General features: G+C 59.1%; 18 protein-coding genes. 16 read left to right on the top strand and 2 right to left on the bottom strand.

Features of this window, described 5'->3' with window-relative positions:
* The first annotated feature begins 644 nt into the window (after positions 1-644).
* From O9X91_RS23545 to O9X91_RS23505, 9 genes are all read left to right on the top strand, one after another.
* Complete coding sequence (locus tag O9X91_RS23545; RefSeq protein WP_269833318.1) at positions 645-1,175, top strand: gamma-glutamylcyclotransferase; 531 nt, start codon at positions 645-647, stop codon at positions 1,173-1,175.
* Between the two features lie 222 nt (positions 1,176-1,397).
* On the top strand, positions 1,398-2,339 hold the full coding sequence (locus O9X91_RS23540; protein WP_269834414.1) for a hypothetical protein: 942 nt from the start codon (positions 1,398-1,400) through the stop codon (positions 2,337-2,339).
* Positions 2,281-4,839, top strand: a complete 2,559-nt coding sequence (locus tag O9X91_RS23535; protein WP_269834413.1) for a hypothetical protein — start codon at positions 2,281-2,283, stop codon at positions 4,837-4,839. The genes O9X91_RS23540 and O9X91_RS23535 overlap by 59 nt, the downstream gene beginning before the upstream one ends.
* Positions 4,840-5,179: 340 nt before the next feature.
* The gene (gene hsdR / locus O9X91_RS23530) at positions 5,180-8,587 is read left to right on the top strand and encodes a type I restriction-modification system endonuclease (RefSeq protein ID WP_162708958.1); all 3,408 of its coding nucleotides are present in this window, start codon (positions 5,180-5,182) and stop codon (positions 8,585-8,587) included.
* A gap of 79 nt (positions 8,588-8,666) precedes the next feature.
* Positions 8,667-10,205 carry a class I SAM-dependent DNA methyltransferase gene (locus O9X91_RS23525; protein ID WP_269833314.1) on the top strand — a complete coding sequence of 513 codons (1,539 nt, stop codon included), beginning with the start codon at positions 8,667-8,669 and terminating at the stop codon, positions 10,203-10,205.
* On the top strand, positions 10,202-11,479 hold the full coding sequence (locus O9X91_RS23520; RefSeq protein ID WP_269833313.1) for a restriction endonuclease subunit S: 1,278 nt from the start codon (positions 10,202-10,204) through the stop codon (positions 11,477-11,479). The genes O9X91_RS23525 and O9X91_RS23520 overlap by 4 nt, the downstream gene beginning before the upstream one ends.
* A complete protein-coding gene (locus tag O9X91_RS23515; protein ID WP_112637538.1) occupies positions 11,476-11,835 on the top strand; it encodes a hypothetical protein in 360 nt (119 codons plus the stop codon). The genes O9X91_RS23520 and O9X91_RS23515 overlap by 4 nt, the downstream gene beginning before the upstream one ends.
* A complete protein-coding gene (locus O9X91_RS23510; RefSeq protein ID WP_269833312.1) occupies positions 11,832-12,320 on the top strand; it encodes a hypothetical protein in 489 nt (162 codons plus the stop codon). Before O9X91_RS23515 ends, O9X91_RS23510 begins: the two co-directional genes overlap by 4 nt.
* Positions 12,317-13,243, top strand: coding sequence for a restriction endonuclease (locus O9X91_RS23505; RefSeq protein ID WP_112637540.1), 927 nt, complete (start codon positions 12,317-12,319; stop codon positions 13,241-13,243). The genes O9X91_RS23510 and O9X91_RS23505 overlap by 4 nt, the downstream gene beginning before the upstream one ends.
* A gap of 35 nt (positions 13,244-13,278) precedes the next feature.
* Here O9X91_RS23505 and O9X91_RS23500 read toward each other — a convergent pair whose 3' ends face one another.
* Positions 13,279-14,214, bottom strand: a complete 936-nt coding sequence (locus O9X91_RS23500; protein ID WP_112637541.1) for an HNH endonuclease — start codon at positions 14,212-14,214, stop codon at positions 13,279-13,281.
* A 356-nt stretch (positions 14,215-14,570) separates the two neighbouring features.
* Between O9X91_RS23500 and O9X91_RS23495 the strand changes: the two genes are divergently transcribed.
* From O9X91_RS23495 to O9X91_RS23465, 7 genes are all read left to right on the top strand, one after another.
* Positions 14,571-15,797, top strand: a complete 1,227-nt coding sequence (locus O9X91_RS23495) for a hypothetical protein (RefSeq protein WP_112742053.1) — start codon at positions 14,571-14,573, stop codon at positions 15,795-15,797.
* A 336-nt stretch (positions 15,798-16,133) separates the two neighbouring features.
* The gene (locus O9X91_RS23490; RefSeq protein ID WP_112742055.1) at positions 16,134-17,198 is read left to right on the top strand and encodes a hypothetical protein; all 1,065 of its coding nucleotides are present in this window, start codon (positions 16,134-16,136) and stop codon (positions 17,196-17,198) included.
* A gap of 116 nt (positions 17,199-17,314) precedes the next feature.
* Positions 17,315-17,872, top strand: a complete 558-nt coding sequence (locus tag O9X91_RS23485) for a hypothetical protein (RefSeq protein WP_269833311.1) — start codon at positions 17,315-17,317, stop codon at positions 17,870-17,872.
* Positions 17,865-19,844 (top strand): AAA family ATPase, encoded by a 1,980-nt coding sequence (locus O9X91_RS23480; protein WP_269833310.1) that lies wholly within the window; start codon positions 17,865-17,867, stop codon positions 19,842-19,844. Before O9X91_RS23485 ends, O9X91_RS23480 begins: the two co-directional genes overlap by 8 nt.
* Positions 19,841-20,617 carry an ATP-dependent metallopeptidase FtsH/Yme1/Tma family protein gene (locus O9X91_RS23475; protein WP_269833309.1) on the top strand — a complete coding sequence of 259 codons (777 nt, stop codon included), beginning with the start codon at positions 19,841-19,843 and terminating at the stop codon, positions 20,615-20,617. The genes O9X91_RS23480 and O9X91_RS23475 overlap by 4 nt, the downstream gene beginning before the upstream one ends.
* Before the next feature lie 42 nt (positions 20,618-20,659).
* Positions 20,660-21,598 carry a DUF429 domain-containing protein gene (locus tag O9X91_RS23470; protein ID WP_269833308.1) on the top strand — a complete coding sequence of 313 codons (939 nt, stop codon included), beginning with the start codon at positions 20,660-20,662 and terminating at the stop codon, positions 21,596-21,598.
* Between the two features lie 319 nt (positions 21,599-21,917).
* Positions 21,918-22,232, top strand: coding sequence for a hypothetical protein (locus O9X91_RS23465; protein WP_112637667.1), 315 nt, complete (start codon positions 21,918-21,920; stop codon positions 22,230-22,232).
* A 220-nt stretch (positions 22,233-22,452) separates the two neighbouring features.
* Here the strand turns inward: O9X91_RS23465 and O9X91_RS23460 are convergent, their stop codons facing one another.
* Positions 22,453-24,501: a DUF6538 domain-containing protein gene (locus O9X91_RS23460; protein WP_269834412.1), complete on the bottom strand. Its 2,049-nt coding sequence runs from the start codon at positions 24,499-24,501 to the stop codon at positions 22,453-22,455.
* Positions 24,502-24,503: the final 2 nt, after the last annotated feature.

Here is a 24,503-nt window from a genome sequence, read left to right as displayed (position 1 = left end):
GCGTGGCCGCCAATAGAAGATGTTTCCGCGGCGGATCAGATTCTCGACTTCGTGGCGCACGGCCATGGCGAATGCCCTGCTTTGTCCCCGGAGCTTTGTCCCTCGCGCTTGACCGGCGTGGGCATCACCTCAGGGCTCCAGTTTTGGGCATCAGGTCGCCAATGATGCCAAAACACTATCCGGCACGACTGGAAAATCAAGGAATTTAGGGCTTTTAGGGAGAATTGGCTGGGGAACCTGGATTCTCACATGATTTCAATTGCTTAGGTGAAAAGCCTTGAAATTCCCTCTGTTTTCTCATCGCGAGCAACCGTGGACGCCACCTTTGTGCCCTGGCTTTGGGCATCAGTCAATACGGGTCTGAAACGGAAATAATTTCCGCTTTCGGGCTGAAGCTTACGTTCCCGCGGTCGCCGCGCGGATGGCCGCTTCGCGCCCTCATTCGGGACGTTCAGGTGATCGCGCCGGTGCTCTGAAGCGGACATCTGATCTTTGAATTGCAGTGGCTCGACCAGCGTGGGAAACCAATAGGATACCCGACGAGCGGCCAAGGTTACTTTTACCCTTCGATTCTTTTCTAAGCTCTTCATCTGGACGATTGGTTGTGTGAGGATTTATTTCTTACTGAGGGTGGAGGAAGAAGAATGTGGGTTTTCGGGTATGGGTCACTTATGTGGGACAACTGGCAAAGAACGCATGGCGGCACGGATGGGGTGTTGGCGGAGTTGAAAGGCTATCAACGATCCTTCAATAAGGCATCGAGAGTGAATTGGGGGACCGATGCCACGCCTGGCCCTACTTTGAACCTGATCGAAAAAGCTGACGGGGTTTGCGTAGGTTATGCGTTTCAGTTTGATGATTCGAAACAGGTCGAAGTGTTTGCTTACCTGGAACGGCGCGAAGGCAAAAACTTTCCACTAAGAAAGATGAGAATCAAACTGAGCGACGGTCGTAACGTTGAGGCGCATTTACCAGTCTATGTGGGGGAAAACGTCATCACAGGAAAAAATCTCGACGAACTGGTTGCAATGGCGATGGCAGCCGTTGGGAGAGATGGCAAGGCTTCGGACTACGTGCTCAACGTTGCCGGCAAGCTTAACGCTGTTGGCGTAGAAGATGCTACGGTCATCGCGTTCGCGGCCGCTATCAGGAACGCTCAACAGTCTGGTGGCTAGTTTAGTACTGCAAAGATCGCTGCTCGCGATCGACTCACTGCGGCGCGATAATAGCAGCGCCACAACGAGTTTGCGCTAGGGATCGAATACTTGCAGAAGAATCCTAAACACAACAAGCGGAGTCGCGAACCAAAGCCATCGTCTAAACCCGCGAAGGCTGCGTCTAGGGCCGGATCCAACGCAGGCCGCGGCTTTCGCTACCAAGACGCCGTGTCCGCTTGGATGGCCGTGGAAATATGGGCTGGTCAGCGAGCGCCCGCCATCGTGATCCCGGAAGGTGGTGACGACATCGAGCTGCGTGGCGAAGCAACTAGCTTTGTCCAGGTCAAGAGCCGGCGGGAACACCTTGGAGACTATACGGAAGGCGAGACGGCTGGACACATTGAGGACCTGTGGAATCGGTCACTTTGCTCCGCACCGCAGCCGCAGCGATTGGAGCTCGTTCTTGAGCGAGAAGTGGAGGGTCTCAGTCCCCTCAACGACCACCCTGCAGTTCGTTGGATCGAAGGTCCGATCAGCACCAGACTTGCAAAATTCAATGGGTCCTCTGATCTTCTCCGACGAACATCAATCGTCGTGGCGACCTCACCGCAAGAATGGGCGATCGGCTTGATCGTAAATCGGCTGAACTGCGCCCCGATCGCTGCTCAGATGTGCTTTGCCGAACTTCTTGTTCGCGTGGGCTCCTTGGCAGACGCCAATGGCCGGTTGGCGTCAGAGAACTATCGTGGCGTTTCGATCTCTGACACGGAGACGACAATCCGAGATGTCATGGCCGCTATCGACATTGACGCGATCGAACAAGCCCTCATGAATGGCGTTTGTGAGCCCGTCGATTTCCTTACGCCTCTCAACGACCCGAACTTCTATCTCGGGGTCGATGTAGAACCCGGTCACATCGCGGCAGGTTTGGTGGCCGAACGCCCCCGAAGCAGGTCGGCTTTGGTGGCGGGTATTGAACAACGCCGGGCCGCTTTGATAGTCGGACCGTCGGGGGCGGGGAAATCCGCTTTGATGTGGGAAGCTGCCAACTCGCTGCGACATACGGTGCGGTGGTTTCGTATCCGTCGCTTAAGCGCGGCGGATAAGCCACGCGGACGATCAGGTGCACCTGCACGCGCTCCGGGCGGCGAAGCAATTTCGCCCTTCAGTGCTTGGGAATGACGCGCCGACGCGCATTGCAGCGCTGCCACCGGAAATCCGCAAGAACGTACTGCATGAAATTGCATCGCATGGCGGGATCGACGGCCTCGATCTTGCGACCGCAATTGCGAAGGCTGACCGCGATCCAGACGTGAAGGCGACAGTGGTTGATGCGCTCTCATTTCGACGGGCAGATCGCCACGTCGCCGACTTGCTCGTTGACGCGGGCGACGCGACCTACGATATCCTCGCCGAAAAGGGTCACCTCGACGATATCGTAGTCGATGCTGTCCAGCAGGAACTTCGGCGAGCGCGCGAACGGCGCAAGGTTGCTGGATTTTCGCACTTTCAGCGCCTGCGCACGCTCGTTCACGGGTCGGGCGGAGATGACCGCGATAGCGAGGTTACTGAGATTATCGCCGAAATAGAAATCGACCGGAAACGCGATGGCGAGAAGCATCTGTTGTATGAAGTGCGCAAGCGATATCCGGACGCTCTCGCAAAAGGGCTATTGCGGCGCGTGCGCGAGCGCCGCGAACTGTTCTACGGCGCGGATGATATTCTTGCAGCCGCGGGATTTGTTCTTGAGGACGACACGCTACTCAAGATCGCCCTGGAAAAAACAAGCCGCCACGATGACCAGGCCGAGGCCGCCGCTTCTGTGCTGGGACCAAACGCTGTGGGCCGGCTGATTGACGCATATCTTGCCGCTGGGGAAGTCGTGCATGACGCCAATGGGAAGTACGACCAGGCAGCAGGTGATCACTATCACGCTCTGCGCACCCGTATCGGACACACCCCGGGCGCAAGTTTAGTGGCCGCTGTTCAGGCGCGGGCGATAAATGCTGATAATGAGGAAATCGTCCAGTTGGCCGAGCTGTTTTCTCGCGAGACTTACCGCGACGATGATAGGGCGCGTCCCTTCACTAAGGAAGGCTTGGCCGCAATAGGAGTGCTGGCGCGCGAATGGGCCGAGCGCATGCTCGTGACTGAAGATGTAGAACGCCGGCATGTCGCTACTGTTGCAACGATGATGAGCCATGCTCCATCTGATTTGCACCTTCCTCTCTTAAAGAGAATGCTTGACCAGAATTTGCGTCGCTATCGGGCCTTCCGCGAGAAAGCTACCGCGAGCGGCTGGAAAGATCGCGACGCTGTGCAGGAAGCTCAGTGGCCACAGACGCACGAATATCAACGCGCATTCTTGGCCATCAGCACGCCTGAAACTGCTGCGCTGATGGGAAAGTATCTGACCGATGAACATTTTGGCGAGCTGGCGGCACGCGTGCTGCTCGTCCAGTGGACCAAAGCGAACGAACCTGAAAACGACAAGAAGTTCAACAGCGGCGTAGATTTTTCGCGCGTGAAAGCGCGCCGCGAGGCCCGTGTTTCAGATCCTACTGGAACATCGGCCGAGGCGGAAGCAATCTTCGGCGCAATCGAGACCTTGATCATCGATGGTTCGTCAGATGCGCAAGTGAAGCTGGCGGTTGCGCTCGGGATTGTAGGAGCACGGCTACCTCATGGTCAGCGTGATGCGACGATCCAGAAGCTCATTTCTCTCGCGCCGAGGCAGGCGCGCGCAGCCTTATTGTTGTCGCTGATCCTCTCTGGCGAGGACATCGACATCAAGCTAGTGGCCGACGGCATAGCTGAGACCTTTGAGGCGGCCGAGAAGGAGGCTTGGATTCTGATGCAGAGCGACGCGTATCAGCTACGCGATTGGTTGCGCCTTTTGCCTTTTGCCACGCCGATCACCGATCTGCCCGCCATTGTGCGTAGCATGCCGGACGCGCAGCGCGATCCACGAATGCTCGAAGAGATGGTACGCGGACTCGACAGTTCGTCCTCGGACGACGCAGAAGGCGTGACTTTCAAGCTCGCAGAAGAAAATCCAGCTCTTTACCAGAACCATCAGTGGCGCGCGACCGCGTTGAGGTTTGGCACGGTATCCGCCGCGCGATGCCTTGTTGACTTGACCGTCAGTGGCACGCTCGACGACAAGTCATACGACGGATGGCATTGGCAACGTGAATTGGGCAGATTGATTTCGGAGTTCTCCGAGGTCCGCTCCTATGTCTACGACCTCTTGAAGGATGGACCGACAACGAAGCAGCTTGCTTTGCTAGCCCGCGCAGTCGCCGAAGACCCTGGCGCGGACGGCGTACTGATGCTGATCGATTCTGAGATGAAAACCGGAGTTTCGTTCATGACGTGGCAGTCGATCCAAAGCGCTGTCACGGAGTACGTCCCGGCAGAGAACTGGGAGGGTGCTTACAATGTCGTGCCCGTCCCGGCGATTGAGCTGCGCCGGAAGTTGCTGGCGATGACCGGCAGCGGAGGCAAGGATGACCCTGCCACCCGATGTCTCAACCTCATAGACAAGCTCCGGGACGAGTACGGTGCGCCAGAATCGGAACCACGTCATCCCGATCTTGCATCTGAGCGCCCGTGGCCGATCTTGACGCCCGATCCCGATGCAGAAGATGGGGGCTGGTCGGCAGGCGCAAGCTCCAGGTAAAATGCGGCCCGATGCAAGCGGGTGTCTGCTTTTCTGGCTCTCCCATCACAAAGCCGCCAGTCGGTTGTCGGCCCCATGTCAGACGTTAACCGGAGACAACCGAGCATCTGCGTCTCTCCAAACGAGGCTACTTCCCAACCCGCTCGATGCGACGAACTTTGCACCAATAGCGTCTTTGGATAGGACGCTTCTGGGAAGAGTATTGCCTTGATGTCCCGGAAATAATTTCCGCAGATCGGTGACCTTCTTCATCGGCTGGTCGCCACAACTCTAGTTTGCCAGCTTCGGCAACCTATGGCATGTTCCGCCAAATAGCATTGCAAAGCATCTGGGTGGGGCGTTGTCGGCGAATTTCGGTCATTTGGAAGAGATCAGCCCTGAACTCTATCGTTTAGGTGTGCTTGCCGAACGGTTTTTCTCCGAAGATGCCAATACCTCACTGATCAAGAGCCGCCAGTTCGGCGAATACATGGTCAAGGAAATCGCCGCCCTTTCCGGCGCCTACGATCCCACCGCACGCGACACGACGAATGATCTGCTTCGCAGGCTTTCGGCCCAGCAAGTGCTGCCGCGTGAAGTCGCCAATATTTTCCACGCGATTCGGACGCGCGGCAACAGCGCCGCTCACAGCCTGGCGGGATCTCCTGCTGAAGCGCTGGCTGCGCTGAAGTTCTGTAGTGCTTTGGCGACCTGGTATCGCCGTACCTTTGGACGTGATCCGAACTTCAAACCGGGTCCGTTCGTCCCGCCTAAACCCTCAACCGATACCGACCAGGCAACGCAGGCCGAGCTCGCCGCCCTGCGTGCTCAGGTCAGGGACGCCGAGGAGAAACTAGCGGCTGCCCATGCCTCTGCCGAAGAGCTCGCAAAGGCCCGCGCAGCCGCGGAAGAACTGGCTCGCCAGGCTTCAGCAGATAGTGCCGTCTGGGAGCAGACCGCCGTCCAGATGGAGGCCAATCATACCGCACTCGCTCGTAAGCTGGCCGACCTGCAGAAGGCGGCCGAAACCCAGCCCACACAGATCCAGATGGAGTTCAAGCAGGCCGGTCTTGCGGCCGCGAGCCGCCTGGAACTGGATGAACGCCAGACGCGGCGGCTGATCGACATACAACTCGTCGATGCCGGATGGGAAGCTGATAGCGATAATCTCGCTTTCCAGAAAGGCGCTCGACCGGAGGAGGGCCGTAATCTCGCAATTGCCGAATGGCCCGCCGAAGGTGGCCGGGCGGATTATGCCCTTTTCGTCGGCCTCACCTGCGTCGGCGTCATCGAGGCCAAGCGCGAGAGCGTCGACGTGCCGTCTACTCTGCAACAAGCCGAACGCTATTCTCGCACCATAGTGCTCTCCGCGGAAGAAGTGCATCCGTACGGTCCCTGGCAACATGGCCTTGATGACCCCTTCCGCGTACCTTTCATCTTTGCCACCAATGGCCGCCCCTTCGTGCGTCAGTGGGTTACAAAATCCGGCATCTGGTACCGTGATGTCAGACGCGAGACCAACCACGCCGTCCCGATGACGAGCTGGTTCTCACCGAAGGATCTCCTCGACAAGCTTACCACCGATGTCGATACCGCAGCTCAGGGGCTGGCCGAAGAAAACTTCGGCAAGGGTCGGATGCGCCCGTACCAGGAAGAGGCGATCGCCGCGATCGAGAATGCCGTGGTGGCTGGCCAGCGCGATATTCTGATTTCCATGGCGACCGGCACCGGCAAGACACGCACCGCCATCGCCCTGATGTATCGCCTCCTGAAGCACAAGCGCTTCCGCCGCATTCTCTTCCTCGTCGACCGCAAGGCGCTGGGCCGGCAGACGAGCGACGCGCTGGAAACGACCGAGATCGAGGGCATGCTGAACTTCGCCCAGATCTACAAGGTCGCAGGACTGGAGCAGAAACTGCCGGAGGACGAGGACCAGGTGCAGGTCGCGACAGTCCAGTCGCTGATTGCCCGCATCCTCAACGAGCCAGACCCTGCCAAGCGCCCCACACCCGGTACCTTCGACTGCATCATCGTGGACGAAGCCCACCGCGGTTACACGCTGGATGCTGAGCTGCGCGAAAGCGATATCGGCTTCCGCAACATTGACGACTACCAGTCGGCTTACCGCCAGATCCTCGACTATTTCGACGCCGTGAAGGTGGCGCTGACGGCGACGCCTGCGCTTCACACCCGCGAAATCTTCGGCCACCCGGTCTTCCATTACGGCTATCGCCAGGCCGTCGTCGAAGGCTATCTCAACGACCATCTGCCGCCGAAGCGCATCACGACCGCTCTGTCGGAGGCTGGCATCCATTTCGAGGGTGGCGAGGAGGTCGAGATCATCGACCGCAAGACGGGCCAGATCGATCTCTTCGAATTGCCGGATGAAGTCTCGCTGGATTACGACCTCGCCGACTTCAACAAGCGCGTCTATTCGGAATCCTTCAACCGCATCGTCTGCCGCGCCATCGCCACCGAAATCCCGCTGTCGAAACCCGGCAAGACGCTGATCTTCGCCGCCCGCGATGCTCATGCCGATGACATCGTGCGTCTTCTGGTCGAGGAACTGCAGGAGGAATACGGCAAGGAAAACGTGCCGCATGGCATGGTGGCGAAGATCACCGGTACTGTCGACAAGGCCGATGACCTGATCCTGAAGTTCAAAAACGATCCCTACCCGAAATATGTTGTCACCGTCGATTTGCTCACCACAGGCGTCGATGTGCCCTCCATCTGCAATCTCGTCTTCGTTCGCCGGGTCAAAAGCCGCATCCTCTACGACCAGATGATTGGCCGCGCCACGCGGCTCTGCCCCGATATCGGCAAGGAGCATTTCCGCATCTTCGACGCCGTCGATCTCTATGCCGAACTACAAGAAATGAGCGACATGCGTCCGGTTGTCGTGAAGCCGGATATCGCGATCGGCCAGCTCGTCACGGATTTGCAGAAGGCAGAAACGGACGAGGACAAAAGCTGGGTCGCAGCCCAGGTCGTCGTGCGCATGCGCAGCCTTGTGAAGCGCATGGATGCCGAGACCCGCGAAAGCTTCGAGCGCCACACAGGCGAAACCCCCGACATGGCGCTCCAGCAACTCTCCACCCGTTCCGGTGCCGAGTTGCAGCAGTGGCTGGCAGCCCATCCCCGCGCAGTCGAACTGCTGGAACGCCGCCCGCTGCGTTCAGAAAAGAATGATGGCGTGGTCATCTCCACCCATGAGGACGAGCTGCTGCGCATCGAGGAGATTTTTGGCAAGAACACGACGCCGGAGGATTACATCACCGGCTTCGAACGCTTCGTGCGAGAAAACATGAACCAGGTTCCGGCGCTGATTGCCGTCACCCAGCGCCCGCGTGATCTGACCCGCAAGGAGCTTTCGGAACTCGCGGGCCTGCTCGATGAGAAGAATTATTCCGAAGCCATGCTGCGTGCCGCTTATGGCCGCGCCCGCAATGCCGACATCGCCGCCCATATCATCGGCTTCGTGCGGCAGGCAGCGCTCGGCGATCCTCTCATCCCCTATGCCACCCGCGTCGACAACGCGATCGTCAAGATCGAGGCCTCCAGACCCTGGACGCAAAAGCAGAAGGAATGGCTGCGGCGCATCGGTCGCGCCCTGAAAGACAAGCCGGTGGCCGATCCGACTTTGCTCGACCAGGGTGCCTTTGCCGACAAGGGCGGCTTCAAGCGCATCGCTCAAGAATTCGACGGCGAGCTCGACGAGGTGCTGCATGCCTTCAACGAGGCGATTTGGGCCCCGCCCGCTGCGTAACCCTCAAGGCCGTCGTTGACCATCGACGGCTGATCGCTACAACCGCAATCACGATCCCGGATCAGATGAGAATCAAGCCATGAATGCCAATGCCATCGTCCAGAAACTCTGGCGCCTCTGCACGGTCCTGCGCAAGGACGGCATCACCTATCAGCAATATGTCACCGAGCTGACCTATCTGCTGTTTCTGAAGATGATGGCCGAGCGCAACCGCGAGACGGGAAGCCTGCCCAAGGGCATGCGCTGGGCGGATCTGGTTGCGGCGAACGGTCTGGCGAAGCTCGAACATTACCGCAAGGTTCTCGTCACCCTCGGCGCTGCCAGCACGAAGTTGGGGCAAGACGATGCCCTCGTGCTGCCGCCCGGCGAAGGGGCGAGCCCGGAAGAGCGTAAGCGTTATGCTGATGCCCGTCCGCTGCCGGAGATGGTGCAGAAGATCTTCGACAATGCCTCAACCTTCTTGCGCGAGCCGCAGAACCTGACCACGCTGGTTACCGCCATCGACGAACTCGACTGGTTCTCCGAAGAGCGCGATCAGTTCGGCGATCTCTATGAAGGGCTTCTGCAGAAGAACGCGGAAGAAACCAAGCGCGGCGCCGGGCAATATTTCACCCCCCGCGTGCTGATCGAGCTTCTGGTCCGCCTCATGCAGCCAAAGCCCGGCGAAGTCATCCAGGATCCCGCCGCCGGCACCGGCGGCTTCCTGATTGCCGCCGATCGCTACATGAAGGCGAACACCGATGACTATCTGGAACTCGGCGAGAAGGAACAGGAGTTCCAAAAGCGCCGCGCCATTCACGGCATGGAAAACGTGCCGGGCACGCTGCGCCTGCTTTTGATGAACCTTTATCTGCACGATATCGACGGCGACCATGTCGATCTCGGCGACACGCTTTCCGACAAGGGCAAGGGTCTTGGCCGCGCCAATCTCATCCTCACCAACCCGCCCTTCGGCCCGGCTGGCGGCGCGCCGACCCGCGATGACCTCTCCGTCACCGCAAATGTCTCCTCCTACCAGCTCCCCTTTGTCGAACACTGCATCCGCGCGCTGCAGCCCGGTGGCCGCGCGGCGATCGTCGTGCCGGATAACGTGCTGTTCGAAGACGGGCGTGGGCGCGAATTGCGCCAAATGATGATGAACTGGTGCGACCTGCACACCATCCTGCGCCTGCCGACCGGCATTTTTTATGCGCAAGGCGTCAAGACCAATGTGATTTTCCTGACGCGCGGCAAGAGCGATAGCGGCAACACCAAATCCGTCTGGATCTATGACCTGCGCGCCCAAATGCCGAAATTCGGCAAGACCACGCCGCTGACGGAAGCCCATTTCGAAGGGTTTGAACAGGCATTCGGCAAAGACCCATACGGCAAGGAGCGCGGCCCGGATGAAGGCGAAGCAGGCCGCTGGCGAGGGTTCAGCCGCGAGGCCATCGCCGCCCGTGGCGATAATCTCGATATCGCCTGGCTGCGCGAGGCGGAGGAAGAGGCGGAAGAAGGCCTCATCGAACCCGACGACATCGCCGCCGCCATCCTCGGCCATCTGCAGGCCGCGACTCTGGAGATCGAGGCGCTGATGGCGGAACTGGGCGACGAGATTTTGCCGGAGGCGGCGGAATGAGCGAGTTGCCGAAGGGGTGGGCTACTACGGCTCTCGGAGCAGTTGGTGAAGTCTACTGCGGGCAAAGTTCCACTGCCTCCGACGTGAATGGTGAGGGACGTGGGACACCTTACGTAACAGGGCCAGAACAGTGGACAGGGTCAGAAATCGAACTCAACAAGTGGACAACTACGCCTAAACGCACAGTACCCGAAGGCTGCATTTTCATTACCGTCAAAGGAGCTGGCGTAGGCAAGATGTTTCCCGGTATCGCATGTGCAATTGGCCGCGATGTTTACGCGTATGAGCCCTCGAAGCAGCTCTTGTATCCATTTGTGATGAGAGCGCTCGCGAATACGGTCAATGCCGTCATCCGCGAAGCACGTGGCGATATCCCTGGCCTTTCGAAGGAGCACATTACTGACCACACTGTCCCCCTCCCACCCCAAGCCGAGCAAAAGCGCATCGTGGCCAAGCTGGATGCGCTGAACGCGAAATCCGCCCGCGCCCGCACAGAACTCGCCCGCATCGAAACCCTCGTCTCCCGCTACAAGCGGGCCGTCCTCAGCAAGGCGTTCAGCGGGGAGTTGAGCCGTTCAAAAATTCGATTTGGCCAATTTATCGAAACCGCAGGAAACGGACTTTCAAAACGCGAGGGCGACGAGGGCAACTGGATAAACGTCCTTCGCTTAACTGATCTAAATCAGGCGAAATTCGCACCTGAGGAGCCACGACAAATTAGGCTAACCAGCAAGGAGGTTGACAAGTATCGGCTGACCGAGGGTGACTTGGTTGTCATCAGGGTAAATGGCAGTGCGAACCTCGTCGGGCGCTCATTCTGTTTCAATGCTAGCGATGTCTGGGCATTCTGCGATCATTTCATTCGCATCAGGCTAAAGTCTTCGATGGATCCTGAATTCACAGCGCTCTTTCTCAATAGTCCCCCGATCCGTGGAATTATCGAACACAAGTTCGTTTCCACTTCGGGTCAGAAGACGATAAGCCAGAAAACGCTTGAGGAGCTGCCAGCTCCGCTGATCCCACTCGAAAAACAACAAGAAATCGTCCGCCGCATCGAGTCCGCCTTCGCCAAGATCGACCGGCTGGCGAAAGAGGCCAAGCGCGCGCTGGAACTGGTGGGCCGGCTGGACGAGGCGATCCTGGCCAAAGCCTTCCGCGGCGAACTGGTCCCCCAGGATGAAAATGACGAACCCGCCGAACACCTGCTCGCGCGCATCCGCACCGAGCGCGAGGCTGCACCAATGCGGAAACGTGGACGGGGAGCGAAGGGATGACGGTGTATGAAAGCACTCTGACCCCCGGCAACTTCACCCTGAAGGGGAAATGGCCACACATCTATGTAACATCCTTCTACCGCAAGCTTCCGCCCGATGTCTTCGGCGGCACAAACGTTCATGCCCCGGCACCACGTCGTGTTCGTTTGGAATTCGGCGCCTTGCGCACAGACACTTTCGTCCCTACGGACAAGAAGGGTCGGCCGCGTACCTTTTTCCAGGACCGCAACTTCGTCCGCGATTTCTTCGCCCGAACGGGTGCAAAGCCCGGAGACGTTGTTCTCTTTGAGGAGGTGACGCCTTATCATTTCCGTTTGTCGCTGAAGACCGCGACGGGGACGGTGATAACAGCATGAGACCCGTAGGTGAATGGAATGATAAGGAGCTCGCCAACCTGATCGCGAACTATCAAAGGCTTGAGCGGGTGGACGACCCCTATTACCTCGAAGCTTTGTCCGAAATGGCCCGCCGCAAAGGCGGCGGGCTGGAATTCGAGAAGACATTCAGCGCTGTTCTGAAGGCCGCAAAAGAGCGGCGTTTCCTTTCCTACAAGCAACTGGCGGCCGAAAGCGGTGTCGAATGGTCGAAGGTGCGCTACGCCGCCAACCAACATCTGGGCGACCTGATCGAATATGCCCACCGCATGGGATGGCCGCTGCTTAGTGCCATCATCGTCAACCAGCAAAACCTGGCAGACGGAAGCATGGAACCCTCCACCCTCAGAGGGTTCTGTGAGGCAGCTCGCTCTCTAGGATACGCTGTCGCCGATGAAAATGCCTTTCTGAGAGAGCAGCAGCAGCGGGTGTTCGAGTGGGCTGGAACACAGGAGGGGACGCAATGACTATTCCAGACTATCAGACCCTTATGCTTCCGGTTCTCCGCCTTGCCGCTGAAGGAGAAACGCGGGTTGCTGACGTCTCTGAACGCATCGCGGATGATCTCGGCCTCAGCCAGGCTGAGCGCGACGAGCTTCTGCCAAGCGGCCGGCAGCGCGTGCTGCACAATCGCATCCACTGGGCCAAATTCTACATGGGCAAGGCGGGGCTGATTGCCTCGCCCGCTCGCGGCAGGTTTACCGCCAGCGACAAGGGGCGGGCGCTTCTGGCGACGTCCCCAGAACGCGTCGACGTGGCTCTTCTGATGCAGGAGCCGGAGTTCCGCGAATTTTACAGAAACGAAGGCGCGGCAGCAGAAGACAACGGCGTCCCTGTTACAACCGTCCAAGACGCGTCTGCCAGGACGACGCCGGAAGAGCAGATTGATGCCGCTTATATGTCTCTGCAGGCAGCCCTGCGCGATGAATTGCTTAAGCGCATCCTCTCCAACAGTCCTACCTTTTTCGAGCAGCTTATCGTCGATCTCCTGGTTGCCATGGGCTATGGCGGTAGCCACAAGGACGCCGCTACCCAGCTCGGTCGCTCCGGCGACGGCGGTGTCGATGGCATCATCAACGAGGATCGCCTTGGCCTCGACCGCATCTATATCCAGGCCAAGCGCTATGCGCCCGGCAATCCCGTCGGCCGTCCGGATGTCAACGGCTTCGTTGGCAGCCTCGTCGGCCTCGGCGCCACTAAGGGCGTTTTCGTCACCACTTCCACCTTCAGCCAGCCTGCGCGAGACTACGTCAGGCATCTGTCGCAGCGCGTCATCCTCATTGATGGGCAGGAACTGGCCGACCTGATGATCGAACACGGCGTCGGCGTCCGCAGCTATCGCACGGTCGAGTTCAAGCGGCTGGACGAGGATTTCTTCGGCGAGGAGTGAGAGCAGCTTTTCGAGCGGAAATTATTTCCGCTTCGTCACCCCTTGAACACCTTCTCGCGGTGATATTGCAGAAACTGCGAATGTGGCCGCTCGTCTGGACGTTCTGGCACAAGTAGGCGTCGCTCCGGATTGATGAGCCGCGTGATGGTATCTGGCACGCCGCCGCTCGCGATCAGCAGGTTGTAGTCGTCGTCGACCGAAATCAGGCCACGGTCGAACATCCAGTGCACAGTGCCGGAGAGTGCGAGGCCGTTTCGTACGCTGTCTGGCCCCCTGTCGGCCACTGGGCGGATGTGTGCGGCCTGAACCTCAGAACGGCCACCGCCATTGATCAGCTTGAGGCCGGTGACGGCGCAGGTGTCGTGATAGGCCGCCTTGATTGCCGCGGAAAACGCCCTGTCCCGGAAAGGACGCTGCACGATCTGAGCGACGATCCGGCGGTCGATACTGTCGATCTCGTATGGCATCTGCGGATTGTCACCAAAGCCGAGGCGCGCTTCTTCCGCTGGATCGGGCACCGGACGTTCCCGATCCCGTCGCCCGAGCACATGCGCGAAGCCAGCAGCGAGGATCAGATCGTATTCCTCATCTGGGATGTTGCGCACGGCGCGCCCAAAGGCCCCCTTGTTCGTTGAGCCGTCTTCCTTGCGTAGGCCGCTCTCATAATAGTGGTCGTTCTCCTTGAACGGCACTGGATGATCGAAGTGCAGGAAGTCGTCAATCAGCGCATAGAAATGATCGGCCTTTGACGGATCCTCGATGATGTCGTTGATCCGGGCTGTCGCGAAATAAGCCTGCTTGCCACCCGTCTTCATCAGGTCGCCGCCGGGCCGCCGTGGCTCATAGTAGATGATCCAGTCTCCCCGCGCGGACTCGACCTGACGCAGGTAGGTGCGCGGGAAATGGTACCGCTGTTCCGGGAGATCGTCGTAGGTCGGATCTATTTTCGTCGTGAGTATGGCCTTCGCCATGGGTTGGACTTGCTCTCACTTGGCTAACTTGTCGGCCCAGCTTTGGTACCAGGTGGCAGGCAGATTTGAAAAGACCCGAATGCTCCCAACCGTTCTAGTCCTGCTGCAGGGGCGCTGTGCGCGTATTAGGTGTAATTAATACTTGCGTTTCCAGAAGTGAAAAATTTTTATTTTGACGCTTATAGTAGGTAAATTTGTGTATTTATAGGTATTTTTGAGCGTATAAACCACACATTTATTTGGAAACAATTTATTGCAAAACTTTGAATTGCTTTTATATTTCTCGTCGATCGGAGATAATAGAGGGGTAGAGGTGGTTATGCTTCTACGAATAACCCTATTACATGGAGATGACCATGAACAAGACTTCTAAAGCTTTCGCTCTCTCGTCCGCCGCCTACACCTTCTACGAAACCAACGCTGTCGCAGAAGACATCAAGAACCAGCTCGAAGAGACGGCCATGTTCCTCATCGGCGTTTCTCGTCGTTCGACGGAGGAGACCTTCAAGCTCGGCGAGCATCTTGAACGCGCCGCCGAACTGCTCCCGGAAGGGACCTTGGAAACGTGGGCCGTCGAGCGCTGCGGCTATACTGCCCGCCACGTCCGGACCCAGCGCGCAGTGTTTCGCAATCTGGCTCGCTATCAGGACATTCTGGTGGAACTGGCCGTGGGTCCGACGGTTCTTGGAAAGTTGAGTGCCGCCGAGCCGGAGCAGATCGAGCAGGCCATTGGCTTTGCTGCGCAGAACGGCAGGCTCAGGGTACAGGATGTCGCGGCGATCATGTCGGGATCGAAAGCCGAGGCAGAGGCAGGACCGCAGATCGATCCGTACGATGTCGGCGGCCTTGACGGGCTCAAAGCGATCATCGCGATCAAGGTCCGGGATGGCATCAAATCCTTCATTGGGCACTTGGAGGAGATCCGCGCACATGTCAATGAAGCGTTGCCGAAGAAGAACATCGTCAAGAAAACGCTCTCCGGAAAGACACATCTGGTTGCGCGCCTTGCCAACGAAGAACTGAAAAGTCTGGCGCAGTTCGTCAGGCCCTATCCAACTGCAGCACACGTGATCTCGCCCACCTCCATTCCGGCCAAGACTGGCTGGGGCGCGGTCAGCACGATGCTTTACAAGATGGGCAGCGAAACGACGTGGCCGGACAAAGGCGAGCTTCGGACCTGGTTGGAAACGGAAGTCGTGCCGATCCTGGAATGGGCCAGCTCCAAATCAAGCGCCCCGACCTGGCCAGGCGCGGAAACAAGTGAAGCACCGAGCGCGAACGTTCCTTACGAGGTCGGCTCCGACGGACCGATTCCTGCTGAGGTCCGCGGCAGTGCCGATCTGGTAGTCACCGGCATCCCCTCGATGGAAAAAAGGATGGAGTCTATCGCTGCAGCTTTTGGAGCCATTGCCACGATCGAGGCGCCCAAGTCTAAGCGCACTTCAGACGTTGACGTTCCTTCAGTCGCTGAAGCACTTGCCCAGCCTGAAAAGCGCTTGACGCGTCCAGAAGTGGTTGGCCGGATCAAGTCCGAGTTGGGCATCGTTCCAAAATCGGCAACATCACCAAACGCCGCAGTGTGATACGCTTAGCCCAAGACTGGGCGGTCGGAGTCCCGGCCTTCCCTCCGAACTCGAAGGGGCCGCATGTCGGCCCTTTTCCTTTTGCCTGATAATGGCGACCTAAACGCTGAGGCCGACCGTCGCGATCACTGGGCGCGTTCATCCGCCTAGACTTCGTGAGCCCACTGTTAACCTTGTACCGGCTTCGTTCTCTTTTTTGCTCCTGGGTCCTTGAGCCCGGCTCCCGGTCCTGCCAGGTTGGGGTCGTTCGGAAGACCGGACACAAAACGGCCCAAGCCGATGCTGGTAACATCGACAAGGGCCTGACCCTCAGCCTTCGCGAAAAGGAATCGGGCTATGACCACGCATACTCAATCTACCCCTGTCGGGGAAGTTCTTCGTTCGACTGTCGCCGCGGCATCGATGTTCTCCCATGGCTCCTTCGGGATCGGTGCGTACAGCATCGGCGAGCCAGCGGCCCTGCGCCGCCATCCGCACATCGTTCGCTTTGCCGAAGTTGAGGCCGATCTCGATCTGCTCATCGATCGAGCCATTGTCGCCATCGCGGACGGCGAACCGGTTGAGGACGACATCCTCGGCCACTACGTTCACATCGCCTCACTCGTTCGCGCCGTCTCGTTCCGCGAAGGCAAGCTGCTCGAGCAGGCGGTCGAGCGTCTGGCGAAGGCCAACCCCAACATTGTTGTCTTGACGCAGTCGCTGAAGTTGCCGCTGGTCAAGGCGGCCCTCGAAGCCGTGTCCGGAAACGACTGGCAGAGTCTCGATGGGATCAAGCTCGATTGCGAGGCGCCGGCCAAGGGATCGTACACGCCGGATCTCATCCTCGTGAACCGCGCCCGGCACACTGCCTACATCCTCGACCTGAAGCGGTCGCTGGCGTCGTATGGCGACACCAGCCGTCTCGAGGAACTAAAGATGAAAATGATGGCGTCGGCGATGGTGTTGCCGGACTGGCTCTATAAAAACCAGAAGCGCCTGATGGTCGATACGGTCGAAGTTGCCATCGTCGATGGCGCCAGTCGCCCGAGCGATCATGCCAACGGCATCTGGGCCCTGTCCGAGATCGATGACCTGCTGGAAATCGACGGAGTTGCGGCCTGCATGGCCGAACTGCGTCTGCGCTTCGGCCGTCGCGTGCAGCAGCTTCTCGAAGCGGAAGCCCGTAAGGCTGTTGGTGTCGTGGCGGTGGCTGTGTCGGATGCAACCGCTACCTCGACCGTATTCGGCAAGCCGCTGATCGCGCTGAACGGTCCCGCCCGCACTTACGAAGAAGAGCGGGCGATGGCCGCGCAGGACGAGGACGACGGTCACGACCATTTCGTCTACTTCGACGATCATGACGATGAGCCGGAACCCATCCGTATCCGGGTCGGCTTTGCCCGCCGTCCGCGCCGGCACTGACGCGCCGCCAGCCTAACGGCACTGACCGCGGCCGCGCCTGAAGCGCGTGGCCGGCTTCTCCAGTCAATTCCATTCCATGAACGCCGGATGCGATGCGCTCCGGCGAGGAGACACTCATGTCCATCGATACCCACAGCCCGTCTGTGGCCGGCTTCCGTTGCGAAGCGGTCACAACCGATACCGTTGCGTTGCCCTGTCTTCACGGCAAGCTTGCGAAACTCACTCATGTCGAACCTGCAGACCTTAGCCACGGTCCGAGCGATCGCGACGATCCCGCCGTTCTGATCGGCCTGGCGCTCGCCTTCGTCCGGCACGGTCCTTTGCTGGATGGCCTTGTTCCTGAGCCTTTGATGCTGCGGTTGCGTGCCGTTGCCGACGGCGGCAACGCGGCATGCCGCCTGCTGCTCGACTGGCTGCGGAGCCGCAACCGGGACCTCGATCCGTCATGGAACGAGCATCTGAGGCTTTCTGCTGCGACTGGTTCGGCTTCGATCACTCCTCCGAGCGACCCTCTGCCGCCACGTCGTTCGCCGCGCGAGCGTGTTTTGACGCGGATCCCGAAGCCCGGTGCCATTGACGGGCGGCGGCGTGGTCGAACGCGTCCGCGCGATCTGGTGAAGAACGCCCACACGGCAGTTATTGCCGCGGATACAGGAGGCCGGATCGATGGATAAGCTCGCCCGTCTGTTTATCCGCCGTCTTCGGCATCTTAGCCTTCGCGAGGCACGCCGAATGGCACTGCGCAATGGTCTGATCGAGGCCAAGATCGTCGATGTCGATGGTCTTCGCACCTGCCGCTACAGTCCCGCTTTCGACACGACACGACTGACCGGCGACCCGATCCGTGACGATACCTGGTTCCGGCGCAATTTTGGTGACTGGCTTGTCGCACCGAAGGAAACCGGCAATCCGACAACCGGCTCTGGTGGCGATAGTGTTGTGACCGCCGGGATCGTTCATCCGCCGCTCGCCGCGCAACTCGTGGTCCTGCCTCGGGCGCGTTGCGGCGCAATCGCGGAGGAAGGGGTGTTGGGCAACGGTATCGATCGGCGCGCCTACGCGGTCGGTCTTGTGGATCGAGCCGCCGCTCCGCCACTGGTCAGTCACATCGTTGCAACCCTGGTCCTGGCACGTGCGATGCGCAGCAGCGGCCGATCGCTGCGGGAGATCGTTTATACGCTGACCCGCGTGACACCAGTCGTTACCCTCCATGCGCCACTTGTGGGCTTCGAGAGGCAGGTGCTGCGGCTCCTGGAAAAAACCCGGCTGGTGCCCGGCGGGCCGTTTGCGATCGTCGATGCGGACCACATGTTCAACGATGATTATTTTGACGTCGTCGAAGGCGAGACACGCAGGCGCTTGATGACCTTCTCGGGTGCCGGCGTGCATCGTGTCACGGGCAATGCCCTGCGTCGGCGGATGCTCAGTGCGCTGTCCCACGACTTGTCAGTGCTCGCCGTCGCGGAGAAACGCTCGGACATTCCCTCGCTCTTGCAGATCGCCGCCGACCTGTCGCTGGAGATGGGAAAGCTCGATCGCAGCTTCGTCGCCGATCTGGTCGAAGTGCTTTATCCGGACGTGGCAATCGAGACGCTGGGCCTGCCGTCGGATTCCGATGCGCGCTGGCTGTCGCTGGAGGATCTGGTCCTTGCCTTCCGTCCGGGGCGGCACGTTCGCGACGTCCTGCATGTCCTTGCCACGCTCAGTGAGCGCAATCGCGGTGACTTCGAGGAAGAGGAGGACGGTGGTGGCGGGAGTGACGACAAGGCACCCGGATCGGCATCGTCGAGCACATCCAGCGAGAAGCACCACGCCTCGCACGAAAAGCCGAAGTCGACCGACACTGATAGCAACGGCCGCTGGAAGAAGGACAAGCCTTCGGGGGCCGAGGTGATGCAGCCGGAACCTTTGCCGAAGGAGGGAGAGATCGGCCACAATCCGCCAATGACCGTCGAAACGCTCTCCGGATATGGCAAGGCGAAGCACTGGGCGCTCGATCTCAAGGCAGATCTGGACGATTACCTGGCGAGTAACCTCGCTTGGTCGGAGATGAGCACCAAGCTGCTGCTGTCTGGCCCGCCCGGAACCGGCAAGACAACCTTTGCCCGCGCGCTGTGCAACAGCCTGCAGATCCCACTGATCGTCACCTCGGTGTCGACCTGGCTGCAGGGTGGTCATTTGAATGACGTGATCGACAAGATGAACAAAACCTTTGTCGAGGCGCGAGCCATGGCACCGGCGATTTTGTTTATCGACGAGATCGACGGCATCGGCAAACGGCAGCCCGCCGAGCGTGAACATGCCGACTACTGGAACGCCGTGGTCAACAAGCTCCTGGAACTGCTCGATGGCGCTGTGAAGAGCGAGGGCCTCATTGTCGTGGGTGCCACCAACCGCCCAGACCATATCGACGAGGCCATCAAGCGCTCCGGGCGGCTGGAGACTCATATCGAAGTCCCCAAGCCCGATATCCCGACGCTTGCCGAAATTCTGGCCTATCATCTCGGCGACGATGTGACATCGCTGATCCGGGAGCCAGTACCAGAAACCCATAAAGAAGCCGAGGACGGATTCTCGCTGAAGAGGATCGTTGCCGACTATCTGGAGCACGAAGTCGAAGACGAATGCAAGGGAGCAAGCCGATGACCGCCCCACAGAACACCACCACGATGGAAACGCCGCCCGCCGCGCAATACGTCAATTCTGCCGATGCGATCCTCAGGCGGCTGGCCACGCGCGCCATGGGTCTGACGGGCGCGGATATCGAACGCGTCGTCCGGGAGGCGCGATTGAAGGCGCGCCGGGGCAAGCGAGCAATCCGCTATGAGGACATCGAAGACGGCATCCGCGGCAATCGTCCGCCCGTGCCTTACAATCTGCGTTGGCGCTTCGCGTTCCACGAGGCAGGGCATGCAGTCGTCCATCATGCTCTCGATCTCGGACCTGTTCGCGGGCTCAATATCGATACCGGGGAGGGCGGCTACAATCTCGTCGGCTTCCACGCCTGGGCCACCGATACTCGCGACTGGTACGAAAACATGCTGACCATGCTGATGGCGGGACGGGCCGCCGAGCAACTGGTGCTAAAACGGGTCTCGAGCGGTTCCGGAGGTGCCGACGACAGCGATCTGGCGCGGGCCACGCGGCTCGCCTTCGACATGGAGCGCACCCTTGGCTTCGGGACCGACCATCCGTTGCTCTATCGCCCGCATCGCGATCCGGGCGCAGTGTTCGAGCGTGATCCCGAGCTGGCTGCACGCGTTCATGCCAGGCTGGAAGCCGCTCTCGACCGGGCGGCAGTGATCCTCAGAAGGCGTAGGTCGACCTTCCATGCCCTTGCCAAGGCGCTGTTCGATGCCCAGGCAATGGATGAGATGGCTGTGCTGCACATCCTGACGGACGGTGATCTGCGGCCCTAAAGCTGATAGGCATGCGACCGATCATGAGAAGCGGAGAGCAGGATGCGCGTCGCGGTTGTCGCCCATTGCGATTGGAGCATGGACCAGAAAAAGCGATGGATGGCTGTGGCTATCAAACACGGCAGACACTGGCATGTCCAGTCTCCTGAACTCGTCGACGACACGTCGATCCTGTTCGACCGGCTGCAGCGTCGCGCCGTCGATCCGGGTGCGCTTCTCATCGGCTTTGACTTCCCGATCGGTCTGCCGGAGGCCTATGCACGGGCAGCAGGCGTCGGTTCTTTCCGGGAGGCTCTGACACTATTCGGGTCGGGAATCTGGTCGGACTGGTATAGTGTCGCCGATCACCGCGATCAAATCTCGCTGCATCGCCCGTTCTATCCCGTCCGCCCGGGTGGCACGGCACGTGTCCATCTCTTCGATGCCCTTGGGATTTCTGGTGCGTCATCGCTCCTGCGTGCCTGCGAACGGGCGACCGCCGATCGGCAGGCTGCCTGCATGCTGTTCTGGACGCTTGGCGGCAATCAGGTGGGCAAGGGTGCGATCTCGGGATGGCGGGAAATCATCATTCCGAGATTGGACCAAATCGGCTTGTGGCCGTTCGATGGAAGCTTGGCCGAGCTCGCCAACAGCAAGCCAGTCATCGTTGCAGAAACTTATCCTGGCGACGTGTACCGTCAGATCGGCATGCCACGGACTGGATGGAGCAAGCGGCGTCGGGCAGACCGGATTGTGATGGGACAGAGTATCTTGCCTTGGCTCGCAGCGCGGCCGCAACTCGATGCCGATTTGCTTCTGCCCTTCATTGACGATGGCTTCGGCACGGACAAGGCAGGCGAGGATCGCTTCGATGCTGTGGTCGGACTGCTGGGTATGCTTGATGTCGTCGATGAGCGGCGCGGTGAAGGCATCCCAGCACTTGATGCCGTTCGCAAATGGGAAGGCTGGATCCTCGGACACCACCGGGATGATGTGACGTGATTTGAGATGTCGTGTGACACCTTGTCGGCAACTCACATCAAGTCTCCGGCAACGTGAAACAAATTGCGCTCATTTGATTCCGAACACAGGATTTTTGATTCGGAACTCGAATACGTTGATTCATCAACGCCGTTCGCGGCCGAACAGGTCGTTTTGACGTGAGATAACGTGCCCGCAACTCGAAACAAATTGCGGTCATTTGATTCATTGTTCCGCGCTGTCGATTCAAAGTTCGAAATTTCCGATTCAGCCGAACAAGGCTTGCGCCGGCAGGCCGGTCCCATGACCATTGAAGAGGTTGAGGATCGGGAGGACCATCATGAACCTAAAGGTAGCAAGGCAGCGACAGAAGGCACTTCGCGATGCCAACAGAAGGGCGAAGCGGCCTGACAGAGATGACGTCGCGAGAGTGGCGCTGTTCTGGCTGATCCGGCGGGCGATCGACAAGGATCAGCAGATGGAACTCGAGAAGTTCCAGAATAAGATCGTCTCGATGCTGACGGATCAGGGGTTCGATGAGCGCGAATGCGATGCGGTGTTCGACGATCTTGTAGCCAAGTATCGGACAGGCGCCTCACCGTTTCGTAGGAAAATCCACCTGATTTATCCCGATGGCGCCGACAATGAGGTCTGAGCGTCCGCTCTCCACTTGGTCTTTCGGTGTCGGAGCCGCTTGCTCGACGAGGCCGACCCAACGCCTAACGGCGTTTGATGGAATGACGACTTCTCCCCCCATTACTTCGTAAAACGCCGTTTGATTCTGAATCGGATTTCCAGAGTTCGAAACCGAGCTGAGCTCGGTGTCGCACTACCAGCCGAACACAGTCCGAGCGGAAATCATTTCCGCCCGGGCTTCACTTCTTGCCTTCTCGCGCCCATGGCGGCGGCTGCTTGTTCTCGATCCACGGCAGAAGTTGCAGCGGCTTCGATTCGACGATCGACGTAATGATTGGGTAGTGCTTGAGGGCGCTGCGCATCAACGGAAGGCCGGCCGGATTAGTGTATCGGGTGTTCGTTTCACTGCCTTCGCTCAATCGCCCCGAGATGTCATCGATCACTTCAGATGAGACGCCGGCCTGCTTCAGGGTGTCCGCCATCCCGTGGCGAAGGGCATGAATGGCGCGCTCCCACATTTTTTCACCGAGCGCGCCCCGCATGATAGGGATGAAAGTGTCGTAGAAACGGTCTCCCGGATCGTTATCCGTCTTATCTGAGAACAGGTCTGGGAAGAGAGCTTCGTAGCCTAGTCCCTTGATCGCCTGATAGTAATCGAGGAAGCCCAATCGGATCAATTCGTTGGGCATGGGCAGCAGTCGTTTTGATTGCGCGGTCTTCAATCGCCTTATGCCATTGGTGCGAAGGAGGATGACATAGCCGTCCTCGTCCTTCGCAATGTCGTCGACCGAAAGTCCTGCGAACTCTTTGCGTCGAGGCCCCAGGTAAGTGAACAGGATCGGCAGATAATAAAGCGAATCATGGAAAACTTGGCTACCCGGTTTTCTTCGTTTTCCTCGCAGATGATCCAGAGAGCCAGTGTAGACGGGGCTCGAGAAAATCGGAGCGATGTCTTCCGGCTTCGGTTTGTATTGCTGGTGACGGATGTCCCCTGCTTTGGGCTTTCGTGGGCGCAGGCCTTCAAAGGTCCAGTTTTCGATTTCGAACCCGTGGCCTTTCAGATGCTTCAGGAAGTGCTGTAGATTTCCGAAGTGCTTGCGGATCGTTCCCGGAGCCAGACCAACCTTCGCGTTGGTTCCTGAAATCTCCGCAGCCCTGCGCAGCTTGTCGCCTTCCGCACGAAGTTCCGGCGCTGACATGACGCGCATCCTGCTGCTTCTGCCCCAGTCCGTCGGAATGTGATTGAAGTGCTGGCGCAACTGCTCAATGTGATATTGTTCGATCTGCCCGGAATGCTCTACCCCATGCTCGATGAGCACCGACTTGAACATCCGAACCAGCGCCATGGCATCTCGCCCGGTTTCAGTTGTCCAATCCTCGCCCATGTTGTCGATGAGCTTCTCACACTCCTGCTCGAAGTCGGCAATAGGAACGACCCTCTGCTCGGCACTGGGAGCTTTCGGCTGTGCCGTGATTTTCTCGGGGCGCGGTGTGAGATCCAGATAAGCGACACCCGGGTCTCCTGAAATGATCTGTAAAGCCGATAAGGACGAATGTTCATCGTGCCGCGTCGGCGGCTCAGGCGCTGCAGTTTCAGGAACCAGAACCTCGGCAATCGGCGTGATGGCTCTTTCGCCGCCCGTGAACTCGCTCTGGCTTCTATCGACAAGCTCGTGCCGCTCATCGATGTCGAGGAGGGCAGCAGCGCGACCCTCAAAGATCTTTGACATGGCGCGCTGACGATTAGCGACAGTGTCGTCGATTTCGAAATTGTAGATCAGTCGCCGGATGCCGTCTTCAAACCCCGGGCTGCGCGCGATGGCCAGTTCGCCCCGGTAGTTCGTCCTGATGGCGTCGATGTGCGAGATCGGGACACGATTGTTGAGGAGATAGGTTAGGCCCGCGCAACCGCTCTCCAGCGTCAGCTCCGTCCGGCTCCCGAACTTCGCGACGAGCTGACAGGCCCAACCGGCCTCGAGATCGAGTTCCATCTCCTCGACATTCCCGCCACGGCCGTTGCGCCTGGCAAGCGTATTAATCTCATCGAGTCGCTCGAGTTCTTTGTCGCGCTCATGCTCGAACAGTTTCTGAAGCTGTTGCTTGGACATCATTTCCTTCGAGTTCAACTTCAATTCGGCCAGTCGCGTGTTGAGCTTCCGGCCAATGATCTGAGCCTTTCTATGGTCGGAACAATGAAGGCTGAGTGAAAGGCGGCTACCGGGGCCGCAGTTGATGAGAGCGGCCGGGACGCGTGGCCGCCAATAGAAGATGTTTCCGCGGCGGATCAGAT

The sequence above is a fragment of the Agrobacterium salinitolerans genome (assembly GCF_027498475.1).
In the GTDB taxonomy this organism is placed as follows: Bacteria; Pseudomonadota; Alphaproteobacteria; order Rhizobiales; family Rhizobiaceae; genus Agrobacterium; species Agrobacterium salinitolerans.
This window is presented reverse-complemented; position numbering and strand designations above follow the sequence as displayed.